The sequence below is a fragment of the Crossiella sp. NPDC003009 genome (assembly GCF_053591555.1).
This window is the reverse complement of record NZ_JBSFUA010000009.1, coordinates 209035-233100: the sequence shown is the minus strand read 5'-3', so window position 1 is coordinate 233100 and position 24066 is coordinate 209035. Positions and strand designations below refer to the sequence as shown.

General features: G+C 73.2%; 18 protein-coding genes, 1 other RNA gene and 1 pseudogene. 8 read left to right on the top strand and 12 right to left on the bottom strand.

From position 1 onward, the window contains the following. Position 1 precedes the first annotated feature (1 nt). From ACWDY5_RS13535 to cobC, 10 genes and pseudogenes are all read right to left on the bottom strand, one after another. Positions 2-607 carry a hypothetical protein gene (locus tag ACWDY5_RS13535; protein ID WP_449722498.1) on the bottom strand — a complete coding sequence of 202 codons (606 nt, stop codon included), beginning with the start codon at positions 605-607 and terminating at the stop codon, positions 2-4. A gap of 14 nt (positions 608-621) precedes the next feature. Further along, complete coding sequence (locus ACWDY5_RS13530) at positions 622-2571, bottom strand: hypothetical protein (protein ID WP_449722497.1); 1950 nt, start codon at positions 2569-2571, stop codon at positions 622-624. Beyond that, the gene (locus ACWDY5_RS13525) at positions 2568-5396 is read right to left on the bottom strand and encodes an ATP-binding protein (RefSeq protein WP_449722531.1); all 2829 of its coding nucleotides are present in this window, start codon (positions 5394-5396) and stop codon (positions 2568-2570) included. Before ACWDY5_RS13525 ends, ACWDY5_RS13530 begins: the two co-directional genes overlap by 4 nt. Positions 5397-5664: 268 nt before the next feature. Further along, a pseudogene (locus ACWDY5_RS13520) lies at positions 5665-6042 on the bottom strand (hypothetical protein); the annotation flags it as partial. Positions 6043-6048: 6 nt separating this feature from the next. Then, complete coding sequence (locus tag ACWDY5_RS13515; RefSeq protein WP_449722496.1) at positions 6049-6318, bottom strand: hypothetical protein; 270 nt, start codon at positions 6316-6318, stop codon at positions 6049-6051. A gap of 579 nt (positions 6319-6897) precedes the next feature. After that, positions 6898-7298: RNase P RNA component class A (gene rnpB / locus ACWDY5_RS13510), an RNA gene on the bottom strand. A 550-nt stretch (positions 7299-7848) separates the two neighbouring features. After that, entirely contained in the window at positions 7849-9021 is a 1173-nt protein-coding gene (locus tag ACWDY5_RS13505) for a bifunctional RNase H/acid phosphatase (RefSeq protein ID WP_449722530.1), read from the bottom strand. Between the two features lie 2 nt (positions 9022-9023). Continuing rightward, positions 9024-9755 (bottom strand): zinc ribbon domain-containing protein, encoded by a 732-nt coding sequence (locus ACWDY5_RS13500; RefSeq protein WP_449722495.1) that lies wholly within the window; start codon positions 9753-9755, stop codon positions 9024-9026. After that, entirely contained in the window at positions 9752-10903 is a 1152-nt protein-coding gene (locus tag ACWDY5_RS13495) for a Nif3-like dinuclear metal center hexameric protein (RefSeq protein WP_449722494.1), read from the bottom strand. The genes ACWDY5_RS13500 and ACWDY5_RS13495 overlap by 4 nt, the downstream gene beginning before the upstream one ends. After that, entirely contained in the window at positions 10900-11952 is a 1053-nt protein-coding gene (gene cobC / locus ACWDY5_RS13490; RefSeq protein WP_449722493.1) for an Rv2231c family pyridoxal phosphate-dependent protein CobC, read from the bottom strand. The genes ACWDY5_RS13495 and cobC overlap by 4 nt, the downstream gene beginning before the upstream one ends. 38 nt (positions 11953-11990) lie before the next feature. Here cobC and ACWDY5_RS13485 point away from each other — a divergent pair, with 38 nt between their 5' ends. The 4 genes from ACWDY5_RS13485 to ACWDY5_RS13470 are packed head-to-tail and all read left to right on the top strand — an operon-like array spanning position 11991 to position 14983. Further along, positions 11991-12824: a PIG-L deacetylase family protein gene (locus ACWDY5_RS13485; protein ID WP_449722492.1), complete on the top strand. Its 834-nt coding sequence runs from the start codon at positions 11991-11993 to the stop codon at positions 12822-12824. A 14-nt stretch (positions 12825-12838) separates the two neighbouring features. After that, a complete protein-coding gene (locus tag ACWDY5_RS13480) occupies positions 12839-13291 on the top strand; it encodes a low molecular weight protein-tyrosine-phosphatase (RefSeq protein WP_252481932.1) in 453 nt (150 codons plus the stop codon). After that, positions 13288-14139: a fructosamine kinase family protein gene (locus ACWDY5_RS13475; RefSeq protein WP_449722491.1), complete on the top strand. Its 852-nt coding sequence runs from the start codon at positions 13288-13290 to the stop codon at positions 14137-14139. Before ACWDY5_RS13480 ends, ACWDY5_RS13475 begins: the two co-directional genes overlap by 4 nt. A 22-nt stretch (positions 14140-14161) precedes the next feature. Next, positions 14162-14983, top strand: coding sequence for an SURF1 family cytochrome oxidase biogenesis protein (locus ACWDY5_RS13470; RefSeq protein WP_449722490.1), 822 nt, complete (start codon positions 14162-14164; stop codon positions 14981-14983). Here the strand turns inward: ACWDY5_RS13470 and ACWDY5_RS13465 are convergent. Next, entirely contained in the window at positions 14924-15889 is a 966-nt protein-coding gene (locus tag ACWDY5_RS13465) for a cobalamin biosynthesis protein (RefSeq protein WP_449722489.1), read from the bottom strand. The two genes, ACWDY5_RS13470 and ACWDY5_RS13465, sit on opposite strands and share 60 nt — an antisense overlap. 103 nt (positions 15890-15992) lie before the next feature. Here ACWDY5_RS13465 and ACWDY5_RS13460 point away from each other — a divergent pair, with 103 nt between their 5' ends. The 4 genes from ACWDY5_RS13460 to ACWDY5_RS13445 are packed head-to-tail and all read left to right on the top strand — an operon-like array spanning position 15993 to position 23411. Then, positions 15993-17525, top strand: a complete 1533-nt coding sequence (locus tag ACWDY5_RS13460) for a DUF2397 domain-containing protein (RefSeq protein WP_449722488.1) — start codon at positions 15993-15995, stop codon at positions 17523-17525. Beyond that, complete coding sequence (locus tag ACWDY5_RS13455; RefSeq protein WP_449722487.1) at positions 17522-18757, top strand: TIGR02678 family protein; 1236 nt, start codon at positions 17522-17524, stop codon at positions 18755-18757. The genes ACWDY5_RS13460 and ACWDY5_RS13455 overlap by 4 nt, the downstream gene beginning before the upstream one ends. Beyond that, the gene (locus ACWDY5_RS13450; RefSeq protein ID WP_449722486.1) at positions 18754-22851 is read left to right on the top strand and encodes a TIGR02680 family protein; all 4098 of its coding nucleotides are present in this window, start codon (positions 18754-18756) and stop codon (positions 22849-22851) included. The genes ACWDY5_RS13455 and ACWDY5_RS13450 overlap by 4 nt, the downstream gene beginning before the upstream one ends. After that, complete coding sequence (locus ACWDY5_RS13445; protein WP_449722485.1) at positions 22815-23411, top strand: Uma2 family endonuclease; 597 nt, start codon at positions 22815-22817, stop codon at positions 23409-23411. The genes ACWDY5_RS13450 and ACWDY5_RS13445 overlap by 37 nt, the downstream gene beginning before the upstream one ends. Here ACWDY5_RS13445 and ACWDY5_RS13440 read toward each other — a convergent pair. After that, on the bottom strand, positions 23408-23992 hold the full coding sequence (locus ACWDY5_RS13440) for a TIGR03086 family metal-binding protein (protein WP_449722484.1): 585 nt from the start codon (positions 23990-23992) through the stop codon (positions 23408-23410). The genes ACWDY5_RS13445 and ACWDY5_RS13440 overlap by 4 nt on opposite strands. Between the last annotated feature and the right edge of the window lie 74 nt (positions 23993-24066).

Here is a 24066-nt window from a genome sequence, read left to right as displayed (position 1 = left end):
GTCAGTCCGCCTTGGTGTACGAGGCGACCCGCCACCCGGCCCCGGTGGAGATCACGGTGAGCCGCAGCACGAGCGCGTCCGTGGGCAGCTTCACCTCCACCGAACTGGCCGTGGCGCTGATCGAGGACGGCTTCCCGGTGACCTTGCCCGCCGGCACCATCCTCGGGTCCACCGAGGCCAACTGCCCCAGGTACTCGTCGGTGGTGAACGGCCGCAGCTTGTCCAGCCACTGCTGGCTGGTGATCCCCTCCGGGTGGTCCACCCACGCCTTGCCCCAGGACTCGGCCACCGCCAGCGCTTCCGGCGCGGGCGCGGCAGGCGGCGGGGCGGCCTGCGGGTAGGAGGTCACCGGCGCGTGCGTGCTGGTGCTCGGCGCGGCGAAGGCCCTGGTGCCACTGGTGGGCGCGCCGCTGGTCTGCTGGCTGGTGCCGCCGGTCTGCGGCTGCGGGTCGGGGCGCGGCTCGGTCTCCGGCAGCAGGATGCCCACCCCGACGATCACCACCGCGAGCAGGACCAGCGTGGTCACGAAGTGCCGGGGCGAGCGCAGCGGCCAGCCCCACAGCCTGCGGTAGACCGCGGCCCGGCCGCGGTTGGTCCGAATCGGCATGTCTCCCCCTCTCGCTACCCGCGCACCGCGTCGCCGTCACGGAGCTCCACCCCGCGCGACGGCCGGTACACCGCCCACACCGGCCGCCCGGCGACGACCTCCATGTCCGCCCGCCGGGGTCCCGGCAGGTTGTTCGCGTTGCCGTCCAGGCGGGACGGCACCACCACGGCGTCCTCGTCGTTGCGGTCCCAGCTGCGGTCGAACACCGAGGCGGTGTCCACCGTCCGGCTGCCCCGGCCCGACGGCAGCGCCGCCGTGGCCCGGTTCGCGCCCAGCGCGCCGCCACCGGACTCGTGCAGCCGGTCGCTGACCGTCCCGGTGAGCGCGCCCGCCGTGGGCAGCGCGCCGCCGGAGGCATCGCCCCGGAACCCGCCGGGCCCCGCCGCCTCGTAGGAGGCCTCTGGCCGGTCCCGCCGCCTGGCCCGCCTCGGCTCGGTGACCCCGTCCGAATCCACGTCCCGCACCTGCTCCCAGAACTCGTCCTGCGGCGTCCGCTCCTGCCCGCCGCGGCCACGCAGCCGCGACCACAGGCCGGTGCGCGGCGCGGGCATCGCGTTGCCGACCGCGCCGACGGAGAGCTCCACCATCTGCCAGATCCGCCGCACCGGCTTGCCCACCAAGAAGAACACCAAGGTGACCAGTCCGGCCAGAGCCATCTGGGCGAGCAGTCCCAGTCCCCTGGTCGGGGCGAAGATCCAGGTCAGCAGGAGGGTGTGCAGCCCTGCCAGCGCGGCGATGACCACCACGTTGAGCAGGGCCGCCCCGATCGCGCGACCGACGCCACGCAGGATCGCGTGGTAGAGCATGGCGATCAGGCCGATGATCGGCCCGGCCAGGATGACCACCCGCAGCAGCACCTGGGCGAGCAGGATCGCGGCCTTGGCCAGCAGCTGGAACAGCGAGTAGACCACCGACTGGAACAGCCCGAGCGCGCCCGCGCCCATCCGGCTGCCGTCGATGCCCTGGATGTGCCCCTTCGCCCCGACCTCGTCGGCGCGGCCGACCACGCCCTCGAACGCGGCCTTCTTCGCGGCGATCGGCTCCTTGCCCTGGTCCTTGCCCTCGGCCACCTCCTGCTTGCTGAAGGCCTGAGCGCGCAGCAGGTCCCGGCCGAGGTCCTTGGCCGGGGTGCTGTCCGGGGAGCCGAACTCCCCGCGCAGCCAGTTGCGGTAGATCACCTGGTCGTGCAGCACGGTGGGCAGCGAGTTCCGCTCGTCCACGCCGACCTCGCGCAGGAACCCGGCCTGGATCTGCGAGGTGCCCTTGATCAGCACGTCGTCCAGCAGGCGGGTGTAGAGCAGCGGGGTCAGGTAGGTGGCCGCGGCCAGCCAGATCGCGGCCAGCGCCCACATCGAGCGCTTGCCGATGCTGGCCAGGTCGCCCTGCCAGATGTGGCGGAACAGGAAGATCGCCAGGATCAGCGCGGCCAGCCCGAACCAGGGCGCGTAGACCGTGTCGTACAACGCGATGGTGCCGGTGGAGACCAGGTCGTCCAGCGGCTTCATCAGCTCGCCGCCGAGCAGCGCGTAGTGCAGGCCGTTGGTGGCGCCGACGATGACCTTGGCCATGTTGAAGGTCTGGTTGCCCGCCCAGGTGTCGATCACCGCGTTCGGGTTGCGCAGGCCCTCCGGACCGCAGCCCAGGTCGTAGGTGTGCCAGACCAGGCCCGCGTAGCCGACCTCGTCGTAGGCGCTGCCCGGCACACCGGTGCCCAGCGGCGCCGCGTCGAAGGCGCCCACCATGCCCGAGCCGGGGCGGTCCGGGTTCGGCGCCTCCTTGCAGATGCTCTGCGCGTGCGCCGTGCCGCCCAGCATGATCTGCAGGCCGAGCAGGCCGATGACCGCGGTCAGGGCCAGGCGGCGCCTGCCCCGGCCGGGGGCCGGGAGTGGTCGGGGGTTGCGTTTAGCCCGCCGCCGCGCCGCGACCAGCAGCACGGCGGCGACCACCGCCAGCAACATGATCATCGTGCGCTGCCCCGGCCGACGTGATGCCTGTCCCCGTGCCCTTCGTTGTCCGGTGCGGTCGAAGGGGTGTACGGGTCCGCTAGGTCGTCCTCCACCAGGCCGAGCTCGGCGGCGAACTCCGCCTCCAGCTCCTCCTCGGGGGGCAGGTCGGGCAGCACGCCGTCGACCCGGCCCGAGGGCAGGGCGGGCGCGCCGGTGAGGTTCTGCCGCATGGCGTCCGGGGTGGTGTCCATGACGCCGCGCAGGTGGTTCAGGTGCGGGCCGCCGAAGTCGATCCGGATGCGCTCCACGCCGCCCGCGCCGTCGCCGAAGATGAACTGACGGGGCGAGCGGTCGCGTTCGGTGTTGGAGGTGCGCACCCCGCCGGGGCGGCGGCCGAGGCTGGCCACGACCTGCTCGTAGCCCGCGCCGACCGGGACCTTGAGCAGGCGCAGCGCGTCGGCCTGGGCGTGCTCGTCGTCGAGGCGGCCGACGAAGACCGAGTCGAGCAGCGAGACGAAGCCCTGGATCTTGAGGAAGTCGGCCGGGATCTGGCTGGAGAGCAGGACCCGGACGTTCCACTTGCGGGAGTCACGGGCGAAGCGGTTCATCAGCACCCGGCCGGTGGGCACCTCGGAGAGGAAGAACGCCTCGTCGATCCAGACGCCCTTGCGCATGTCCTTGGGCCGCTCGTAGATCGAGCGCTGGGTGAGCCAGGCGGCCAGGTTGAGCATCTCGACGCCGAGGGCCTCCGCGTCGGTCCAGTGCTCGCGGCCGACCCCGTCCTTGGGCAGGGTCAGCCCGGCCATGGTGAGCACGGTGAGCCGGTCGTCGCGGGTCTCGGAGTACGGGTCGGCGTCCCGCTCCGGGATGAGCAGCGACATCCGCTCGCGCATCTCGTCCAGGAAGTCGGCCACCACCACCGCGTGCTCGTGGTGCTCGCCGGCGTCGCGGCGCAGCGCGTCGAAGACCAGGCCGGGGTGCGCGGTGGCCCGGCCGCCGACCGCGCGGACCGCGCGCAGCAGCACGATCCTGGTCTGCGGCATCCGGGCCACCTCGTACGGCAGCAGGCCGTTGAGCACGTCCAGCACCAGCCGCCGCCGGGTCGCGGCGGCCAGCGCCCGCTCCCGCCGCCAGGCGCGTTCCGGGTCGTCCTCGTCGGTGAAGTGCTCCAGCATCGGCTCGGCGACCACCCGGTACGGGTTGAGGATGCCGGGCTGGGCGTTGAGCAGGTTGATCGGCCGCGCGTAGGGCCGCAGCTCCGGCAGGTCGCACAGCTTCGCCAGCGGGCCGGAGGGGTCCAGGATGGTCCAGTAGGCCCCGGCGCGCAGGGTCTTGTAGACCACGCCGCCGCCGAGGAAGGACTTGCCGCCACCCAGCCCGGCCACCATCGCGGTCAGGCCGGAGGACTCGCGGACCTCCTGCGCCATCCACGGGTCCCAGGCCACCGGGCGCCGGGTCGCGGTGCAGGTCTCGCCGAGCAGGATGCCGCGCCGGTCGCCGACCTCGGCGGTGGCGGTGGGCACCGCGGAGGCGGCCCAGGACACCGAGCCCCGGCGCAGGTAGGCGGCGGAGGCCAGCGGCTCGCCGGGGATGAACTCCCTGGCCATCGCGAACTGGGCTTCCGGGTGCTCGATGGCGATCTTCGGCTTGTACAGGTCCACCAGCTGCTGGGCCAGCCGCAGCGCCTCGCGCTCGGTGGCGCCGGAGACCGACAGCCGCCACCAGGAGCGGACCCTGGTGGCCAGCGAGGTGAACCCGGTGGTCATCTCGTCGTCGATCTCCAGCACCCGCGCGGCCTGGCGGGCCAGCGACTGCGGCGGTTCCAGGTCGTGCTCGTCGGTGTAGTGCCGGACCTGCGAGCGCACCTTGTTCATCTGCCGCTGCAGCTCACCCGTGACGTCCTCGGGTTTGCGCACGTAGATGCGGGCAGACCACTCCACCGGCGCGGGCAGCCGGTCCGAGCGCTGCAACCACGGGTCGTCGATCTCCGGGATCTGCAGGCCGTGCATCAGGCCGACGGTGAGCACCACGACGTGCCGCTTCACCCCGGCGTTGGAGCCGGTGCGGCCACGCACGGTGACGCTGGGCGAGTACGGCTCCTGGTGGAAGTCCGCGGCGTCGGTGAAGGAGGCCAGGTCCTCCGGCTCCCAGGCCGCGCCGGGCACCGCGGGCAGGTTGCGCGGCGCGGGCAGGCCGAGTGAGCAGGAGCGGTGCATCAGCCAGGACATCTCCTCGGCGGTGACCGGCCTGCCGTCCAGGCCGGAGGAGCCGAGGATCTGGTCCAGGTGCTCCACCTCGCTGTCCAGCGCGACCAGCTCGGCGTCCACCGCCTCAGGGAAGATCTTGCGCAGCACCGGCGCGGCCCGTTCCACCGCGCGGTCCATCACGTTGCGGGTCTGCACCTGGACGCCGAGGTAGACCTCCTTCTCGGCCATCGAGCGCCCCATCAGCTGCTGCTGCTCGCCGACCATGTAGTCGTCGAAGGAGAGCGTGCCGGGGGTGTCGGGCAGGCGGCCGACCGCGTTGTGCACGTGCGCCTCGGCCCACATCCGGATCGGATAGGGGCGGGTGGTCACCCGCAGGTGCAGCCAGCGGCCCTGCAGCTCGGCGTACTGGCCGGCGATGGCGTGGATGAGGTCCTGGCGCTGGGAGTCCGAGCGGAAGGACCAGCGCTGCGGGGCCAGCCGGTACCAGGCGTAGACGTCCTGGCCGGTGCGCACCAGGTGGCCGTCGATGCTGCGCGCGGAGATCGACGGGGTGTAGGTGGGGATGGCCGACTCGCCGGGTAGGCGCCTGCCCCGCTTGCTGTACACCCGCTGGTCGTTCACCTGCCCCGGCGGCAACTGCCGCGCGTGGCGGCCGTTCTGCTCGGCGGCGCGACGGTCACGGTCACGGTTTCGACGGCGACGGAACACCGCGAACCTCCTTGGTGCGAGCACGGCGCGAACGTCCACGCCGTGACGGGGAAGAGGGTGACGGCGCGTCCGTGCCGTGACCAGATGGCATCGAGGCTGCTGAACCAGCGGCCCTCGCCGCTGTATCAGAGATCACAGAGCCATCGGAGATCACAGAGCCGGACTGGCTCTTCCCCCGTTGCTTCTTCTGCTCGGTCTTCTTGGGCTTGGGCCGGGGCCGGGCGGCGCTGACCCGGATCCTGGCCGCGGTGGCGGCCCCGCCGTTGCCCGAGGTGGTCTGGCGGGGCGCGGTGAGCTCACGCAGCCACATCACGCTGACCGCGCCCAGCGGCCGCTCCTGGTTGATCCGGGAGCAGATGACGCGGGTGATCACCACCGTGATGATGATCGCCCACGCGGTGGAGAAGAAGCTGAAGCCGAAGCCCATCCGGCGTTCGACCGCGAGGACCAGCAGGAACACGACGAGACCGACTCCCCAGGCCACGTAGCGGGCCCGCCAGGGGAAAGTGGCCTTGGGCGGGCCGAGCCACACGGCGTCGACCCGGTACACCTCGTCGTCAGTACGAATCCGCAAGCTCGATCACCCGGTGAACAGACTGGCGATCCACTTGCCGATGTTCACACCGGCGCCGCTGACCGCGAGGCCGATGACCGCGAGCGCGACGATGACACCGCCGACCCGGCGCATCACGCCCGCGTTGTCACCCTTGCTGCCGCCGAGCCAGAGCAGGAGCAGCGCCACCAGCAGGAGCAGCAGGGGGACGATGTTCTCCAGGATCCAGCGGGTGATACCCCCGGTTTGCAGTTGGTTGCCCTGGGCCAACGTATCCAGGAGGGTCATGGTCGTCATCGTGGGACTCCAGTGTGCTGGGGCGTGCTCAGGGCATCCGGACGCAGACGCCTGGCTTGCCCAGCGGACGGCGGTGGACGTTACGAGTAGAGCATGAGTGGCTGACAAGGTGTAGTGGACGAAGTCCTGTGAGTAGACCCGTGAGTTGCTCTCCCGGAACCGGCGCTACCTCCGAACTGACCACTCCATGATGGCTGTGCGCCACTCAGCGGTAAGCACACGACGCGGTCTTCTTGCACCAGCAAGCAGAGTTCACCCACTTGCCCAGAGAGCCGTCACAGATTGTGTTCGAGGCAACCGAACAATCGGTTGCCGATGCACATCTTCGGGCTAACGCGGGCCACATCAGGGGATTGTCGACATGGTCGAACCTGTACCCGCAAGCCAGTCCTCGCCGGTTCGTCGGCACGAGCGCCGTTGATCTGAGGCAGTCCGGGCGGGTGCGATGACCCCTCCCGGTGACCACGATGTTACCGGGCGAGCACGGTGCGACCGAGCCCGGGGTGGCCTACACCACGCCGGTCCGCCCGAACGGACGAAGCCGTCCGGGCGAGCGGCTGGCGCCCGGTGCGAACCGGGCGGATGAGCCGGCCTGTAAGCCGGATCCTGTCCCCGCCGGACCTCGCGGTCGGCGGGTGGCGGCCATCCATCTCGGCCTGCCGTTGCCGGCAGGCTCCAGCGGCCTACCCGCAGGCTCGGGCGGGCCGCCCTCGAACGCCTGCGCAGACGCCTCGCGGCGCCCTCTTGGCCTTGCTCCGGGTGGGGTTTACCTAGCCATCCCGGTCACCCGGGATGCTGGTGGTCTCTTACACCACCCTTTCACCCTTACCCGGGTCGTTCGCACGATCCGGGCGGTCTGCTCTCTGTGGCACTGTCCCGCGGGTCGCCCCGGGTTGCCGTTAACAACCACCCTGCCCTGCGGAGTCCGGACTTTCCTCGGCGGGGGATCTCGCCCCCGACGCGGCCGCCCGGCCGACTCATCCGCTTGCCGCAGTGTACGACCCCTGGTGAACGGGCTCACGCCTGGGGCGGGTGAAACACGGATGCGCAATCAACGTGAAGACTGGTCACAATTGGCGACCAACCCATTACGCGGAACGGACCAAGGGCGTTAAGTCACCGAGCGCGATAGGTTGAGCGTGTCGCGTGACGACGCGCGGCAGACGCGACGTTTGCGCAGGTCAGCGTGGATTGGTTGGACCACTTTGCGCGGCCCGGGAATTCATTCGGTGCAGCCGAACGAGTGAATGAATGTCATCCTGATTTTTCGTGCTTGCGGCTGCCTGCCCGGCTCATTACCGTCATTGCCACGGCCGCAGAAAATAACCCCGGCGATGCAAAGGCCGCCTCCCGTCCTTCGTTGTGAGCTGCCCCCCAGTGCACGGTGAACGGGAAACGCCGTAGGCCGCCGGTTGTCCGGGTGGGAGCAGGTGTTCCGCGCCGTTGCCTGCTCCCGCCCGGTGCGGTTGTTTTACGAACCCGGTTCGTTTCGGGAACTTCTGTCCGGTTTTGGACGCCGGTGTCTCGTGACTAGTCCAGATGCGCGGTGTCGTTCACCAGGCGCACCGAGGCGTTGCCGTCCGGGTAGAACTCGGCCACCGAGATCGAGGCCAGGTCCAGGTGCAGCCGGAAGAGCAGCTGCGGGCCGACGTCCAGGGCCAGGCGGAGCAGTGACTTGATCGGCGTGACGTGGCTGACCAGCACCACGGTCTGCTCGGCCCGGCCGGCCAGCAGCTCGTCCCTGACCCCGGCCACCCTGCGGTGCACCTGGTCGAAGCTCTCCCCGCCCGGCGCGGGCACGCTCGGATCGGCCAGCCAGCGGGAGTGCAGCCCGGGGTCGCGCTCGGCGGCCTCGGCGAAGGTCAGGCCCTCCCAGGCGCCGAAGTTCGTCTCCACCAGGCCCTGGCTGGTCTCCGGGGCGATGCCCAGCGCCTCGCCGACGGCCTCCGCGGTCTGCCTCGTCCGGGTCAGCGGGGACGCGATCACCGCGCTGACCTCGGTGAACGCGCTGAGCCGCTTGGCAGCGGCGGCGGCCTGGCGGCGGCCGAGGTCGGTCAGCGCGGGGTCGCCGTGACCGGAGTAGCGGCGCTGGGCGGACATCTCGGTCTGGCCGTGCCGGAGCAGGATCAGGCGGGTGGGGGTGCCCTTGGCCCCGGTCCAGGAGGTGGGCGCGGCCTGGGTGTCCGAGCGGGCCGGAACAGTGGGCTGGGCGCCTTCGGCCTGGGCGTGGGAGCGGGCCGCGGCGGTGGGCCGGTCGCCGTCCGCCCGGGTGTCCGAGCGGGCCGGGATGGTGAGCTGGGTGCCGTCGGCCTGGGCGTCCATGGCCTGGTTGGCCAGGCGGTCGGCGTCGGTGTTGCGCTCGCGCGGGATCCAGGTGTAGCTGATCCGGTCGAACCCGGCGGCCAGCTCGCGGGCCTGGGCGGCCAGCGGTTGCAGTGCGGGGTGCTTGATCTTCCAGCGCCCGGCCAGCTGCTCCACCACCAGCTTGGAGTCCAGCCTGCACTCCACCTCGGTGGCGCCGAGCTCGGCCGCGGCGCGCAGCCCGGCGAGCAGGCCCTGGTACTCGGCCACGTTGTTGGTGGCCGTGCCGATGCCCTGCGCGCGTTCGGCCAGCACCGCGCCGGTGGCGGCGTCCCTGACCACCGCGCCGTAGCCGGCGGGGCCGGGGTTGCCCCTGGACCCGCCGTCGGCCTCGACCACCACTCTCACAGGCCGGACTCCGCGGTGCGCACCAGGATCGCGTCGCACTCCTCGCAGCGGGCGACCTCGTCCGGGGCCGCCTCCTTCAGCTTGCTGATCGCGATCCGGTCCAGCTCCAGCCGGCAGGCGCCGCAGCGGCGGGCCTTGAGCAGCGCGGCGCCGGTGCCGCCCTTGGCCCGGATCCGCTCGTAGAGGGTGACCAGGTCGGTGGGCAAGCCGGCCAGCACGGTCTTGCGGCGGTCGCCGGAGCGGGCCTCGATGGTCTCCAGGTCGGCGAAGGCCTCGTCCCGGCGGCGCTGGGCGTCGGCCAGCTTCTCCTGGGCCAGGCCCTCCTGGGCGCGGGCGTGCTGGACGTCCATCTCGACCGCCTCGCGGCGCTCCATCAGCTCCAGCGACTCGTCCTCCAGGATGCCCCTGCGGCGGGCCAGGGTCTCCAGCTCGTGCTGGAGGTCGACCGAGCGCTTGGCGTCGGCGGAGTCCAGCAGCGTGCGGTCCCGGTCCTCGCGGGCGCGGACCTGGTCGATCTCGGTGTCCAGCCGCTTGGCGTCCCGGTCCAGGTCGGCCAGCGTGGTCTCCACCGCCACCACCGCGTCCTTGCGGGTGCGGAGCTCCTGTTCGGCCGTCGTGATCTCGGCCAGCTCCGGCAGGGTGCGCCGCCGGTGGGTGGCACGGTTCAGCTCGGCGTCGACCTCGGCGAGGTCGAGCAGCCGCTTCTGCACGGCGGGATCGGCTTTCACGCGGTGGTCCTCCCTGTCGCGGACGCGGCAAGCGTCCACGGATCGGTGCGTCGTGTGGAGACGTGGGCCTCGACGGTACCGGGGAACGCCCGGCGGATGACGTCGGCCGCCTGTGCGCACCACGGCCACTCGCTGGCCCAGTGCGCGACGTCGACGAGCATGGGGGTGCCGGACTGGGCCAGATGCTCCCCGGCGGGGTGGTGGCGCAGGTCGGCGGTGACGTAGGCGTCGACCCCCGCCCTGGTCGCGGCGCCGAGCAGCGAGTCGCCCGCGCCGCCGCAGACCGCGACCCTGCGCACCAGGCGTTCCGGCTCGCCGGCGGCGCGCACGCCCCATGCGGTCTCCGGCAGGGCCACCGCCACCCGCTGCACGAACGCGCCGAACGGCTCGGGCTCGGCCAGCTCGCCGATCCGGCCGATGCCGAGGCTGGACGGCTCCTCGGCCAGCTCGTGCAGGTCGTAGGCGGGGCTTTCATATGGGTGCGCGGCGCGCAGGGCGGCCAGCACGGCCGCGCGCCGCCGCCGGGGCAGCACGGTCTCGATCTTGGTTTCCGGGCCGCGGTGCAGCTCGCCGCGAGCGCCGACCGCGGGGTCGGCGGTGGCCAGCGGGCGGAACTGGGCGGTGCCCTCGGACAGGAACGCGGCCTCGCGGTAGTCGTCGCCGAGCTGGGCCGCGCCCGCGGCGAACAGCGCGGCCAGCAGCGACTCGGTATGCCCGGCTGGCACGACCACGCTCAGCGCGTCCACCGGGTCGGCGGGCTTGGCGTCCAGCGGTCCGGTGACCCGCAGGCCGAGCGCCTCGGCCAGCGCGTCGGAGACCCCGGGGTCGGCGGAGTCGGCGTTGGTGTGCGCGCAGAGCAGCCCCGCGCCGTTGCGGATCAGCTTGTGCACCAGGCGGCCCTTGGCGTCGTCGGCCGGGACCCCGTGCACCCCGCGCAGCAGCAGCGGGTGATGGGCGAGCACCAGCTGCGCGCCGATCTCGATGGCTTCGTCCACAGTGGACTCAACGGGGTCGACGCAGACCAGCACCTTGCGCACCGGTTCGGCCGGGTCGCCGCACACCAGGCCGACCGCGTCCCAGGACTCGGCCAGCCGGGGCGGGTAGGCCGCCTCGATCGCCGCGACCACCTCGGCCAGGGCCGGGCTCATCCGCACACCACTTCTTCCTCCAGTGCCTTGAGCAGTACGGCCGCCTGCTCCGGCGGCCGTACCGCGACCCGCAGGTGGTCGGCGTCCAGGCCGGGGAAGGTGTCGGCCCGCCGCACCGCGACGCCCCGCTCCCGCAACCGGATCCGCACCCGTTCCCCGTCCCGCACCCGCAGCAGCAGGAACGGCCCCGCCGCCGGCCCGCACACCTCGATGCCGGGCAGCTCGGCCAGCGCCGCCGCCAGCGCCACCCGGTGCGCGACCCCCTCGTGCGCGGCGATCTCCGCCTCCCGCACGGCTTCCGGGGCGCAGCAGGCCGCCACCGCGGTCAGCACCAGGCTACTCACCGGCCACTGTGGACGAAGCGCGGCCAGCCGCCCGAGCAGCTCCGGCGCGGCGAGGGCGTACCCGGCGCGCAGCCCGGCCAGTCCCCAGGTCTTGGTCAGGCTGCGCAGCACGAGCAGACCTCGGATGTCTTCGCCTGCCACGGACTCCGGTTCACCGGGCACCGCGTCCGCGAACGCCTCGTCCACCACCAGCACCCGCCCCGGCCGGGCCAAGGCGCGCAGCGTGTCGGCCGGGTGCAGCACCGAGGTGGGGTTGGTCGGGTTGCCCACCACCACCAGGTCGGCCTCCTCGGGCACCAGCTCGGGCCGCAGCGCGTACCCGTCCTCTGCGCGCAGCTGCACCCTGGTCAGCGGCACCCCGGCGTCCAGCAGCGCCACGTCCGGCTCGGTGAAGGACGGGTGCACCACCGCGGCCAGCCGGGGAGCCAGCCTGGGCAGCAGCGCGAACCCCTCGGCCGCCCCGTTGAGGATCAGCACCTGCTCCGGCGAGCGGCCGTGCCGCAGGCCCGCCGCGACCCGCGCGGCCAGGTCCTCCCCGGCCCCCGGGTAGCGGCCGAGGCCGTCCAGCGCTGCCGCCAGCCGCTCGCGCAGCCAGGCGGGCGGGCTGGGCAGGCGCACGTTGACCGCGAAGTCGGCCAGGCCGGGCGCGGCCTCGACATCGCCGTGGTGGCGGAGGAGGGCACGCTCGGCGCTGTGGCTAGTCACAGTGGCAGGCTAAGTCATCGGATCTATAGCGTGACTCCATGACCGACCTCGACGGACTCTCCCGCCGCCGCCTGCTCGGCGTCTCCGCGGCGACCCTGGGCGGACTCGCCGTCGGCGCGGGCACCGCGGCCGCCGCGGCCAGGCCCGCGATCTTCTACGCCCCGCACCAGGACGACGAGTCGATCGCGATGGCCGGTTCGATCCGGGCGCACAAGGAGGCCGGGCGGCCGGTGTACCTGGTGCTGCTCACCAGGGGCGAGAACGGCGGGCTGATCGACATCATCAACGGCGGCTGCAACCTCGGTTCCGCCTGTCCCGCCGGCGATCCCGGCCACCGGATCCAGCTCAGCCTGGACGACGTGGTGGCCGCGCGCACCGCCGAGTTCACCGCGGCCGCCAAGCGGCTCGGCGTGCACAAGGTGATCAACATGAGGCAGCCGGACGGCGCGTGGACCGACTATCCGGCCTTCGTCGACTACGTCCGCAGGACGATCCTGGACTTCGAGGCCCGCTACCCCGGCGCCTCGCACAAGCTGGTCAGCGGCTGGCGGGACTACATCTACGGCGGCGACCCGAGCGAGCCGAACAAGACGCACGCGGCCTGCCGGGACGCCGCGGAGAGCCTGCGCGGGCGGATCAGCGACTTCCGCTTCTACTGGGTCTACGGCTACACCTTCCCGCAGCACGAGCGCACCGCGGACCACGTGCAGCGGCTCACCCCGGACCAGCTGGCCCGCAAGCGCCAGGCGCTGGCCGAGTACTCCCGCTGGGACCCGTCCCGCGGCCGGTACGCGCTGGGCTACCACAGCGTGCGGCTGATGATCGATCCCGCCGCGGCCGACCCCAACGAGTACGTCGACGTGCCGAAGTAGCGCAGACTGGCCTGGTGCACCTCAGCTTCGTCTGCACCGGCAACATCTGCCGGTCCCCCATCGCCGCCATCGTCGTCCGCGAGCACCTGCGCCGCGCCGGACTCGACGGGCGGGTGACCGTGACCAGTGCGGGCACCGGGTCCTGGCACGTCGGCGAGCAGGCCGACCACCGGGCGCGCGCGGTGCTGGCCCGGCACGGCTACCCGACCGAGCACACCGCCGCGCAGGTCGGTCCCGCGCATTCGGAGGCGGACCTGTTCCTGGCGCTGGACTCCGGGCACCTGCGCGAGCTGCGCCGCCTGGTCACCGGCGAGGTCCGGCTGCTGCGCTCCTTCGACCCGGCCGCCGACGGCGACCTGGACGTGCCCGACCCGTACTACGGCGAGGACGCGGACTTCGAGGAGGTGCTGGCCATGGTGGAGGCGGCCACGCCGGGCCTGCTGGACTGGGTGCGGCAGAAGCTGTGACCGCACCGATCGGCAGGCTCACCGGCAGCGAACCCGTCCACGTGCGCCCGGCGGGCGGCAGCGCGGCCGAGGTGTTCCGGGCCACGCTGGCCGACGGCCGGGAGGTGGTCGCCAAGTCCGCGGCCGAGGGCAGCAGCGTGGCCGAGGCGGCCGGGCTGAGCTGGCTGGCGGCCGCGAACGCGGTGCCGGTCCCGGTGGTGCACGGGCACGACGAGCGCTGGCTGGTGCTGGACTGGGTGCCTCCCGGCGAGCCCACGCCCGAGGCGGCCGAGCGGTTCGGGCGGCAGCTGGCCGCGCTGCACGCCAGCGGCGCGAGCGCGTTCGGCTGCCCACCGCCGGGTGGTCCGGCCGACGCCTGGATCGGCGCGGCGCCGATGCGCAACGAGCCCGGGCCGGACTGGCCGGAGTTCTTCGCCACCCACCGCATCGAGCCCTACCTGCGTGCCGCGGACCTGCCCGACCCCCGGCCGGTGCACGAGGTCTGCGACCGGATCGCCGGGCTCGCCGGACCGCCGGAGCCACCGGCCCGGCTGCACGGCGACCTGTGGTCCGGCAACGTGCTCTGGGGCGCGGACGGCGTGCACCTGATCGACCCGGCCGCGCACGGCGGGCACCGCGAAAGCGACCTGGCCATGCTCCAGTTGTTCGGTTGCCCGCAGCTGGACCGGATCCTGGGCGCCTACCAGGAGGTCGCGCCGCTGGCCGAGGGCTGGCGGGCGCGGGTGCCGCTGCACCAGCTGTTCCCGCTGCTGGTGCACGTGGTGCTCTTCGGCGGCGACTACCCCGCCCGCGCGGTCGAGGCGGCCAGGGCCGCGCTGACCGGCAGGGGGCGGCCACCGGCCGGGTGACCGCGCCGCCTACCGTGGTGGGGTGCGTTGGAAGTTCCTGCTGCGACCGGGCTGGCTGGCCCTGATCGGGTTCGTGCTGCTGTTCTCCGCGGCCTGCCTGTGGATCCTGGCGCCCTGGCAGTTCCGGCAGGACCAGCGCCGGGAGGCGCAGAACACCGCGATCACCGGCTCGCTGGACTCCCAGGCCGCCGACTACGAGACCGCGCTGCCGCCCGGCGCCAACCCGGCGGACAAGCAGTGGCAGCAGGTCAAGCTGACCGGGCGGTACCTGCCGGAGGCCGAGACGCTGGTCCGGCTGCGCAAGGCCGAGGGCAAGGCCGCCTTCGAGGTGCTCACCCCGCTGCGCCTGAACTCTGGGCAGACCGTGGTGGTCAACCGGGGCTACATCAAGGTCGAGCAGGGCACCAAGCCGGTGGCCTACGACGCCGCGCCGGGCGGCGAGGTGACCGTGGTCGGCCGGGTACGGGCCAGCGAGATCGACTCCAGCCGGCAAGAGGTGCTGGACCAGGACGGCAAGCGGCAGATCTACACCATCGACCCCACCGTGCTGGGCAAGGCCACCGGCCTGGACCTGCGGCCGGGCTACGTGCAGCTCAACTCCGGCCAGCCCGGCGTGCTCGGCCTGCTGCCGCTGCCGGAGCTGGTGTCGGGGCCGTACTTCTCCTACGCCCTGCAGTGGATCGCCTTCGGCATCATGGCCCCGGTCGGGCTGGTCTTCCTGCTCTGGCGCGAGGCGCACCCCGAAGCGGACGAGGACGAGGAAGAGGACGACGGGGACGACCCGTCAACCCCGGCGCCGACGCCCGCGCCGCAGACCGCCGATCGCTACGGCGGCCGCCGCTGAGGCCACCGCGGACAGCCCGCCGACCACCCTGGACAGCTCTACCGCCCTGGTGACGTGCCCGGCGTCCGGGTTGCGCCCGTCGCCGAGCACCGGCCGCTCCTCCGCGCCGTGCTTGTACACCGTGCGCCCGCCCAGCCGGATCTCCAGCGCGCCGGCGAAGGCCGCCTCCACCTGACCGGCGTTCGGGCTCGGGTGCGCCGAGGCGTCCAGCCGCCAGGTCCGCCAGGCGTGCTTGGCCGAACCGCCGACCACCGGCGCGCCCGCCGCGGTCAGCATCGCGGCCAGCCGGGACGGGACCAGGTTGACCACGTCGTCCAGCCGGGCCGCGGCCCAGCCGAAGTTGCGGTAGCGCGGCGAGCGGTGCCCGACCATCGCGTCCAGGGTGTTGATCGCCCGGTAGGCCAGCAGGCCGGGCACCCCGGCCACCGCGCCCCAGAACAGCGGGGCTACCTGCGCGTCCGAGGTGTTCTCCGCGACCGACTCCACGGTGGCCCGGGCCAGGCCCAGCGCGTCCAGCGCCTCCGGGTCACGGCCGCACAGGTTCGGCAGCCGCTGCCTGGCCTCGTCCAGGTGCCCGCCGTCCAGCGCGCGGCCCATCAGCGTGCCCTCGTTGGCCAGCGAGCAGCCGCCCAGCACCGCCCAGGTGGCCACCGCGGTGGTCGCCGCCTGGGTCACCGGGGACCGCCTGCCCAGCTTCTCCGCGGCCGCCCCGAGCAGCACCGCGCCCCCGGTCAGCACCAGCACGTGCGCCACCCCCGGCGCCCGGTGGTCCCGGTAGAGCAGCTTCTCCAGACCGGCGGCCACCGTGCCGAAGGCGGCCACCGGATGTCCGCGCCGCGGGTCCCCGACCACCACGTCGGCGGCCGCGCCCAGCAGCAGGCCGATCGCCCGAGCCGCGCCACTCATCCCCTGCCCCCCTTGCCTCACGTGAAGTCTGACGGGTGACGTTAGCGCCCCCGGCGACCCAGGATTCTGCCCGGCCAGCCCCCAGCCTCTAATGTGGCCGTCCGTGACTCAAAGCGACCCAGCGGGCGGTGAGGGCCGGCTCCGGCTCTACTCCTACCTCAACGCTGAGCACACCAGGACCTACGTGGCGATCATGCGGCTGTTCACCGCGACGCTGCTGCCCGACCTGTCCCCGAACGAGGTCGCCGCCGCGTTGAAGCCGCTGGAGCGCGAGGGCCGCCTGGACATCGGCGAGTCCGACCCCGACACCGTGGCCGACCGGCTGAAACGGCTCAAGGACTGGGGGAACCTGGTGCAGGGCCGGCGGGAGACCATCGCGGCCAGCATCGCCGAGTTCGTCCGCGGCGCGTTCCGGTACCAGATCAACAAGCTCGCGGTGCGGGTGCAGCGGGACGTGGACGAGCTGCTCAGGGTGCCCGAGGGCGCGCGCGAGGTCTCCCGCGAGCTGCTGCCCGCGATCGAGCGCGGCCTGGCCAAGCTGGGCGGCACGTTGTCCCAGGCGATGGTCGCCGAGCGGCAGGCGCCGGGGTCGGCCAGCGCGAAGCGGGCCAAGGAGGAGCTGGCTGAGCAGGTCACCACGCTGTTCCTGCAGCACGCCGAGCTCGCGGTCACCGTGCGTGACTTCTACGCATACCTCGGTCAGGTGGTCACCCGGTTCCACCTCGACCCGGAGGAGATCTCCGGCTTCCGCAACCTGCTGGTCGAGTACATCCAGATGGTCGTCGAGGACGTGCTCCGGCACACCCCGGCCATCGCCGAGTCGCTGGCCGGGCTGGCCAACGCCCGCGGCGAGCTGCTGCGCATCCTCGGCCCGACCGAACGCCTGGGCATCGCGGTGGAGCGCGGGCGCGGCCGTTCGGAGACCGACTGGCGGGAGCTGACCGACTGGTTCGCCGACCGGCCCGGCCGCCCGAGCCAGGTCACCGCGCTGCGCGAGGCCACCGCCCGCGCCATCGGCTCGCTGCTGGCCAGCGTCAAGCGCGCCACCGCGGGCGGCGGGCTGCTGCCCAGCCGCCGGGCCGAGCTGCTGCAGCTGGCCGGCTGGCTGGACGCGGCCGGTCCGCACCGCTCGCACGAGCTCTACGCCGCCGCCTTCGGCCTCTACTCCGCCCGGCACCTGCTGCCCGCGCCCGAGCACGACGGCGACGACGAGCACACGCCCTGGCGGGACGGCCCGGTGGTAGAGGTGACGGTCAGCGTGCGCAGCCGGGGCGACCGCGGCGCGCGCGGCCGGGCCTCGCGCATCCAGGACGACCCGATGCTCCAGGAGACCCTGCTCGCCCAGGCCAGGGAGGCCGACCGGCAGCGGGCCGCCGCGGTGGCCGAGCTCTCCGCCGCCGCGCCCGCGCTGGCCACCAGCAACCTCTCCGCCGAGGCCCTCGAGGTGCTCTGCGAGCTGCTGACCATGGCCATGGCGCAGCGCGAGCGGGACACCGACACCGGCTCGGCCGCCGACCCCGTGCACGGGCTGCGGCTGACCATTGACCACGTCCCCGACCAGGTGACGCGGATCGCCACCTCGGGTGGGGTGCTGACCCTGCACCACGCGGCCGTCTCACTGGGGGCGCGGCAGTGAGCCGCAAGCCCAGCGGGATCGGCATCCTGGACGAGCTCTCCGACATCGACGCGGCCAACGTGACCCGCTGCGCCCGCACCCTGCTGCGCCGCCCGCTGCTGCGCGCCGACGGCCCGGACGGCGATCTGCTGCCGCTGGTGTTCCGGCACCGCAACGCCCTGCACGACCTGTTCGCCTCACTGCTGGGCTACCGCCTGGTCGTGCAGCGCCGCTACGCCCGGCTGTACAAGGCGGGCCCCGGCGCCGACCCCACCAGGGGCGAGCCCGGCCTGTCCCCGCGCGGCTACGCCTACGTCGCGCTGACCATGGCCGCGCTCACCGGCGTCGGCCGCCAGGTGCTGCTGTCCCGGCTGGTCACCGAGGTTCGCGCGGCCGCGGTGGAAGCGGGCATCGAGGTGGTCGACGACCTCGGCGACCGGCGCGCGCTGACCGCCGCGCTGCGCCACCTGCTCGGCCTCGGCGTGATCACCGAGACCGAGGGCTCGGTGTCCACCTGGTCCGGCGACGCCATCACCGAGGCGCTGATCACCGTGGACACCGACGTGCTCGGCCACCTGCTGGCCGGACCGGTCGGCGACGTGGACACCCCGGAGGAGCTGGTGGCCAAGGCCGCCGAGGCCGGACCGGCCGGGATGGAGCAGACCACCGAGCACGCGGTGCGCCGCAGGCTGGTGGAGAACCCGGTGGTGCTGCACGCCGACCTGCCGCCGGAGCAGGCCTCCTGGCTGAAGAAGAACCAGCGCCGCGAGTCGCTGCTGCTGGACCGCTGCTTCGGGCTGGTCACCGAGGCGCGGCTGGAGGGGATCGCGGTCACCGATCCCGAGGAGTACCTCACCGACCTGGCCTTCCCCTCCACCGGCACGGTCGCCCGCGTCGCGCTGCTGTCCCTGCCGGAGCTGCTGGCCGAGCACGAGGCGCGCGCCGACGGCAGGCACCCGGTGTCCCGGCAGCGGTTGCAGCAGATCTGCGCCGAGCTGGTCGAGTCCTACCCGGCCGCCTGGTCCAAGCAGGCCACCGAGGACATCGACGGACTGGTCGACGAGGTGCTCGAACTGCTGGTCAACACCGGCCTGGCGCGCTGGGAGGAGCCGGACTGGCTGCTCTCCCCCGTGGCGCACCGGTGGGTGCCCGAACCCGATGACACCCCTGGCAGCAACACTGCCCAGGAAAAGGAAGAAGCGCCGCCGCCGCCGGCGAGCTGGTCGCTTTTTGATGAGGAGGGACCCGCGTGAACCGCTGGCGGCTCAACCGGGGCGGCATCGTCAACATCTGGCAGTACGCCGAGCAGGAGTTCGACTTCTCCGGCGGCCGGGTGATCTTCCAGGGCACCAACGGCTCCGGCAAGTCCCGCACCCTGGAGCTGCTGCTGCCGCTGTGCCTGGACGGCGAGCTGCGGCAGATGGGTTCCAAGGGCTTCGACACGGTCAGCATCCGGCGGCTGATGCTCGATGACTACCAGGGCGGGCCGAACCGGATCGGCTACGCCTGGATCGAGCTGGTGCGCACCGACGACGCGGGCCAGGACGAGTACCTGACCTGCGGCATCGGCGTGAAGGCGTCCAAGACCTCGCAGCAGGTCAGCGACTCCTGGCGGTTCATCACCCCGTGCCGGGTGGGCAAGGACGTCCTGCTGGTCGGCGCGGACCGGGTGCCGGTCGGCCCCGGCCAGCTGCGCGAGCTGCTCGGCGCGGACGCGGTGCTGGAAGAAGCGGGCTTCCGGGCCCGGATCGCGGAAAGCGTCTACGGCGTGCCAGCCGACCGCTATGGCGACCTGCTGCACCTGCAGCGCACCCTGCGCAACCCCGACGTCGGCCTCAAGGTCCTCGAGGGCCAGCTGGAGCAGATCCTCAGCGACGCGCTGCCGCCGCTGGAGGCCGGGCTGATCGAACGGCTGGCCACCTCCTTCGACGACCTGGAGTCGATCAGGGAGAACATCGTCCGGCTCACCACCGCCGACGGCGCGCTGCGCACCTTCCTCACCGCCTACTCCGGCTACGCCCTGGCCGCGCTGCGCACCGCCGCCGAAGGGGTCAAGGCCGCGCACGACACCCTCCAGCGCCTGCTCGCCGAGCTGAGCAGGCTGGAACGCCGCAAGGCCACCGCGCAGGAGGAGCGCACCGCCGCCGACGCCCAGGTCGCCGCCCTCGAAGAGGCCGAGAGCGAACTGGCCATGCGGATCGAGGCGCTCAAGGCGCTGCCCGCCTACCAGGGCATGCGCGACCTGGCCGACCGGGAGAAGCTGGTCGCCAACACCCGCAAGGCCGCCGAGACCGCGCTGGAGGTGGCCAGCAGGCAGCGCGCCCAGGAGGACCGCGGCGTCGACTCGGTGCTCTCCGTGCTGGACCGCCTCGGCCGGGACACCGCCGCCGCGCAGGACCTGGCCGACCGGGCCGGTCAGCTGCTGCACACCGCGGGCCTGGACCGCGGCCTGTGCCCGGTGGTGCCGACCGTGCCGCCCGCCGAGGTCACCGAGACCACCGAGCCGGTCAGGGCCAAGCCGGAGGCCGAGGCCGCGCCGCTGCCGGTCACCCGCCGCGCCGTGCCCGAACTCGACCCCGACGAGCTGCTGGAAGCACTGGCCACCGCGGCCAACCAGGCCGCCGAGGCCGCCACCGAGGTGCGCCAGCGCGGCGCGCTCACCCTGATGCTGCACCAGCGGGCGGTGGAGTCCGACCGGGCGCTGCGCAAGGTCGAGGAGCTCCAGCGCAACGCCAAGGAAGCCCAGATCGGCGCGACCGACGCCGCGGGCCGCCGCAACCAGACCGCGCAGGAGCTGCGCGAACACGCCGAGCACTGGGCCAACCAGGTCCGCGAGTGGGCCGAGGCCGCGCCCGAGGGCGGCACCGAGGTGGACCGGCCGGCGCCGCCGCAGCCGGAGAGCCTGGTCATCGACCGGGCCGGGGCGCGCGCGGTGCGCGAGGAGTTCCGCCAGTGGGGCACCCCGCACCTGCAGTCCGCTACCCAGCGGGTGGTCGCCGCCGACCAGGCCTGCGCCACCGTCCGCGAGGCCATCCGGGAACGCGAGACCGAGCTCGCCGCCCTGCGCCGCGGCCAGGAACGCGCCCCGGAACTGCCCGCCGGTGACCGGCCGGCCGACCTGGGCGAGTCCTTCTACCGCCTGGTCGACTTCGCCGAGGGCCTGCCCGAGGCCGAACGCGCCGGACTGGAAGCCGCGATGCAGGCCAGCGGCCTGCTCACGGCCTGGGTCCGTGCCGACGGCACCCTGGCCCGCGCCGGCTCCGCCGAGGTGGTCGCCGGCGCCGCCGCGACCGCCCCCGGCCGCACCCTGGCCGAGGCGCTGACCACCGCCGCCGAACCCGACAGCCCCGTCCCGGCCGACCTGGTCGGCTCGCTGCTGGCCGCGGTCGCCCTGGCCGGTCCCGGCGAGGACCTGCCGGACACCGCGCTCGCCCTGTCCACCGACGGCCGCTGGCGCGCCGGCGTGCTCTCCGGCTCCTCGGTCAAGGAGGCCGCCGAGCACATCGGCGCCGGGGCCCGCGAGGCCGCCCGGCAACGGCGCATCCTCGGCCTGGAGGACGAGCTGGAGCAGCGGCGCGGCGAGCTGGCCACCGCCCAGCAGCACCTGGAGGCCCTGCGCAGGCAGGCCACCGGCTGGGAGAAGCACCTGGCCGCCTTCCCGCACGACGACGAGCTGATCGCCGCGCACGCCCGGCTGGCCGGGGCCAAGGAAAGCGCCGAGGAGGCCGAGCACCGCGCGCTGACCCTGCGCGAGGAGCACTCGCACGCCGAGGACCACTGGCGGGCCGTGCAGTCCGAGCTGACCCACGCCGCCACCGAGGCCGGGCTGTCGGCCGACACCGCCGCGCTGGAACAGGCGCACCGGGCCGCCGAGCAGGTCCGCGGCACCGTGGACGGCCTCAAGGAGGCCCTCACCGAACGCTGCGCCGGCTCGATCCGTCAGCTGGCCGACGCCCTGCACAACCACCGGGTCGCCCTGGGCGACCGGGAGCAGGCCGAGGCGCAGGCCGAGTCCCGCTGCGCCGAGTACGCCGAGCAGGCGGCCGCGCTGGCCGAGCTGACCTCGGCCATCGGCGGCGAGGCCAAGCAGGTCGCCGAGTCGCTGGCCGCGCTGGAGGCCGAGCACAAGCGGGCCAAGGCCGACCTGCCCGGCGCGCGCGAGCGGGTGGCCGAGGTCCGCGAGGAGGCCACCAAGATCGCCACCCTGCTGGAGACCAAGCAGCAGCAGCGCACCGGCCGCCAGCAGGAGGTCAGCACCGCCGAGGCGGCCTTCCGGGACACCCTGGCCGCCCCCGGCGTGTGGAGCGCCGCCCTGCCCGATGCCGAACCGCCGGACACCGACAACCTGCTGGCCACCGCCGAACGCCTCGGCGCGGCCGAGGACCGCCGCCCGGCCAGCGAGGGCACCGTGATCGGCCGCCTCCAGGCACTCCAGTCGGCACTGGCCGGCTCGCACAACATCACCGCTGAGACCACCGCAGGCATCCTCACCGTCACGGTCACCTCCGAGGACGGCCCGCGCCCGGTCGCCGACGCGGCCGCCCTGGTCGCCACCCGCCTCGCCGACCAGCGCGGCTACCTCGGCGAGCGCTACCAGGAGATCTTCTCGGACTACCTGATGCGCGACCTGGCCGAACGCCTGCGCAGCCAGATCGCGGTGGCCGAGGACCTGTGCCGCCGGATGAACGAGGTGCTCGACCGGGCCCGCTCCAGCCAGGGCGTGCACGTCCAGCTGGAATGGCGTCCCTCGGCCGCCCTCGACGAGGCCACCAGGGACGCGCTGGAACTGGTCCGCACCCCCTTCGCCCAGCGCAGCCAGGACCAGGACGCCACCCTGCGCCGTGCCTTCACCGAACGCATCGAGGCCGAACGCGACGCCCACTCCGCCGGCTACGCCGAGATCCTGGGCCGCGCCCTGGACTACCGCTCCTGGTACTCCTTCACCGTCCGGGTGCGCGACACCGGCCCGGACAGCAAGCCCAGGGTCCGCCGCCTCCGCCAGCTCTCCTCCGGCGAGACCCGCCTGGTCTCCTACGTGACCCTCTTCGCCGCCGCGGCCAGCTTCTACGACGCGGTCAGCGCCAACGAGGAAGGCTGGCACCCACTCCGCCTGGTCCTGTTGGACGAGGCCTTCGAACGCCTCGACGACCCCACCATCGCCCGCATGCTCGGCCTGCTGGTCGACCTGGACATGGACTGGATCATCACCTGGCCCAGCGGCTGGGGGGTGTCCGGGAAGATCCCGCGCATGCACATCTACGACGTGCTCCGGCCGAAGAACGGCGGGGGCGTCGCCTGCACGCACACCACGTGGGACGGCGCGGGGCTGGACCGGGAGGACGTCTGATCAGCGTGGGTCCGTGCACAGTCGAGGAATGGCTCGACATGGAACCAACGGTGGACGGTTCCCGCGTCGAACTGATCCTGGGGCGCCTGCACGTCACCCCAGCGCCGTCCGGACCGCACCAGTGGGCCACCGGCAAACTCGCCAGGCTGCTGGATGACGCCGTGACCGCTGCCGGCCGATCGGACCTATACGTCGTGCCGGCCGTGAACGTCGAAATCAGCAGGTCGCGGCGTACCGCCCTGATCCCGGACGTCGTCCTGCTCGGTGTCGAACCACGCGGACTGAGCTTCGCCGCCACCGACGTCCGGTTGGTCGGCGAAGTCTGGTCTTCGGACAACGACCTGTCAGAACGGGAGGCCAAGTTCGCCGCCTACGCGGGTGCCGGGGTGCCGTTCGTCTGGACCGTGGACCAGGATAGGTTGGCTGAGCCAACGGTCACTGCCTATCGGCTCGACGACGGCAGGTACGCGGCTGTGGCCCAGGTCGAGTCGGGGAGTCCGGCCACCATCACCGCGGCACCGGTGCCGGTGCGTGTCGACCCGTCAGTCCTCGCGCTTTAAGCAGTCCAGTCCCGGCGGCGGCCCAGGATCGCCAGCAGCCGGGTCTGGTCGTCGGCGTCTTCCGGCACCTCCACCGGTTCGCCGAAGTACTGCCCGTCGGCGAACTCATCCGCCTTCGGCAGCACTCTGGCCAGCGCGAACTCCACCAGCTGCGCCGGCAGCCGGTCGTCGGACCCGATCGCCTTGGCCAGGTCCCAGCTGTGCACCACCGCGTCCAGGGTCATCTCCGCGCAGTAGTCGGCCACCGGGCTCGACCCGTAGGACAGCGCGACCGTGCCCTCTAGCGCGCCCGGCTGGTTGAACGCCGCCCGCGCCGCTTCGGCCGCCTTGACCCACACCCCGACCGGGTCATCGCCGAGCACGTCGCCGTCGAACTCCGCGCCGACCTCCTCCGGGCTCCGCCGCTGCGTGACCAGCGCGGGCACCCACAGCTGCTCGCCGGTGAGATGACCGACCAGGTCGCGCACCGACCACTCCGCGCACGGGGTCGGGGCGTCCCAGGCCGGACCGCGGACCGCGTGCACCAGCCCGCCGAAGAGGTCCAGCGCTTCCGCGTGGCGGGACAGCAGTGCCGTCGTCATGGAGTCCCCGTTCCCGGGCGGTTACTTCTTAAAACTGAATCTCGTCGTCCATTCGTAGGGTTATGGCGATAAGT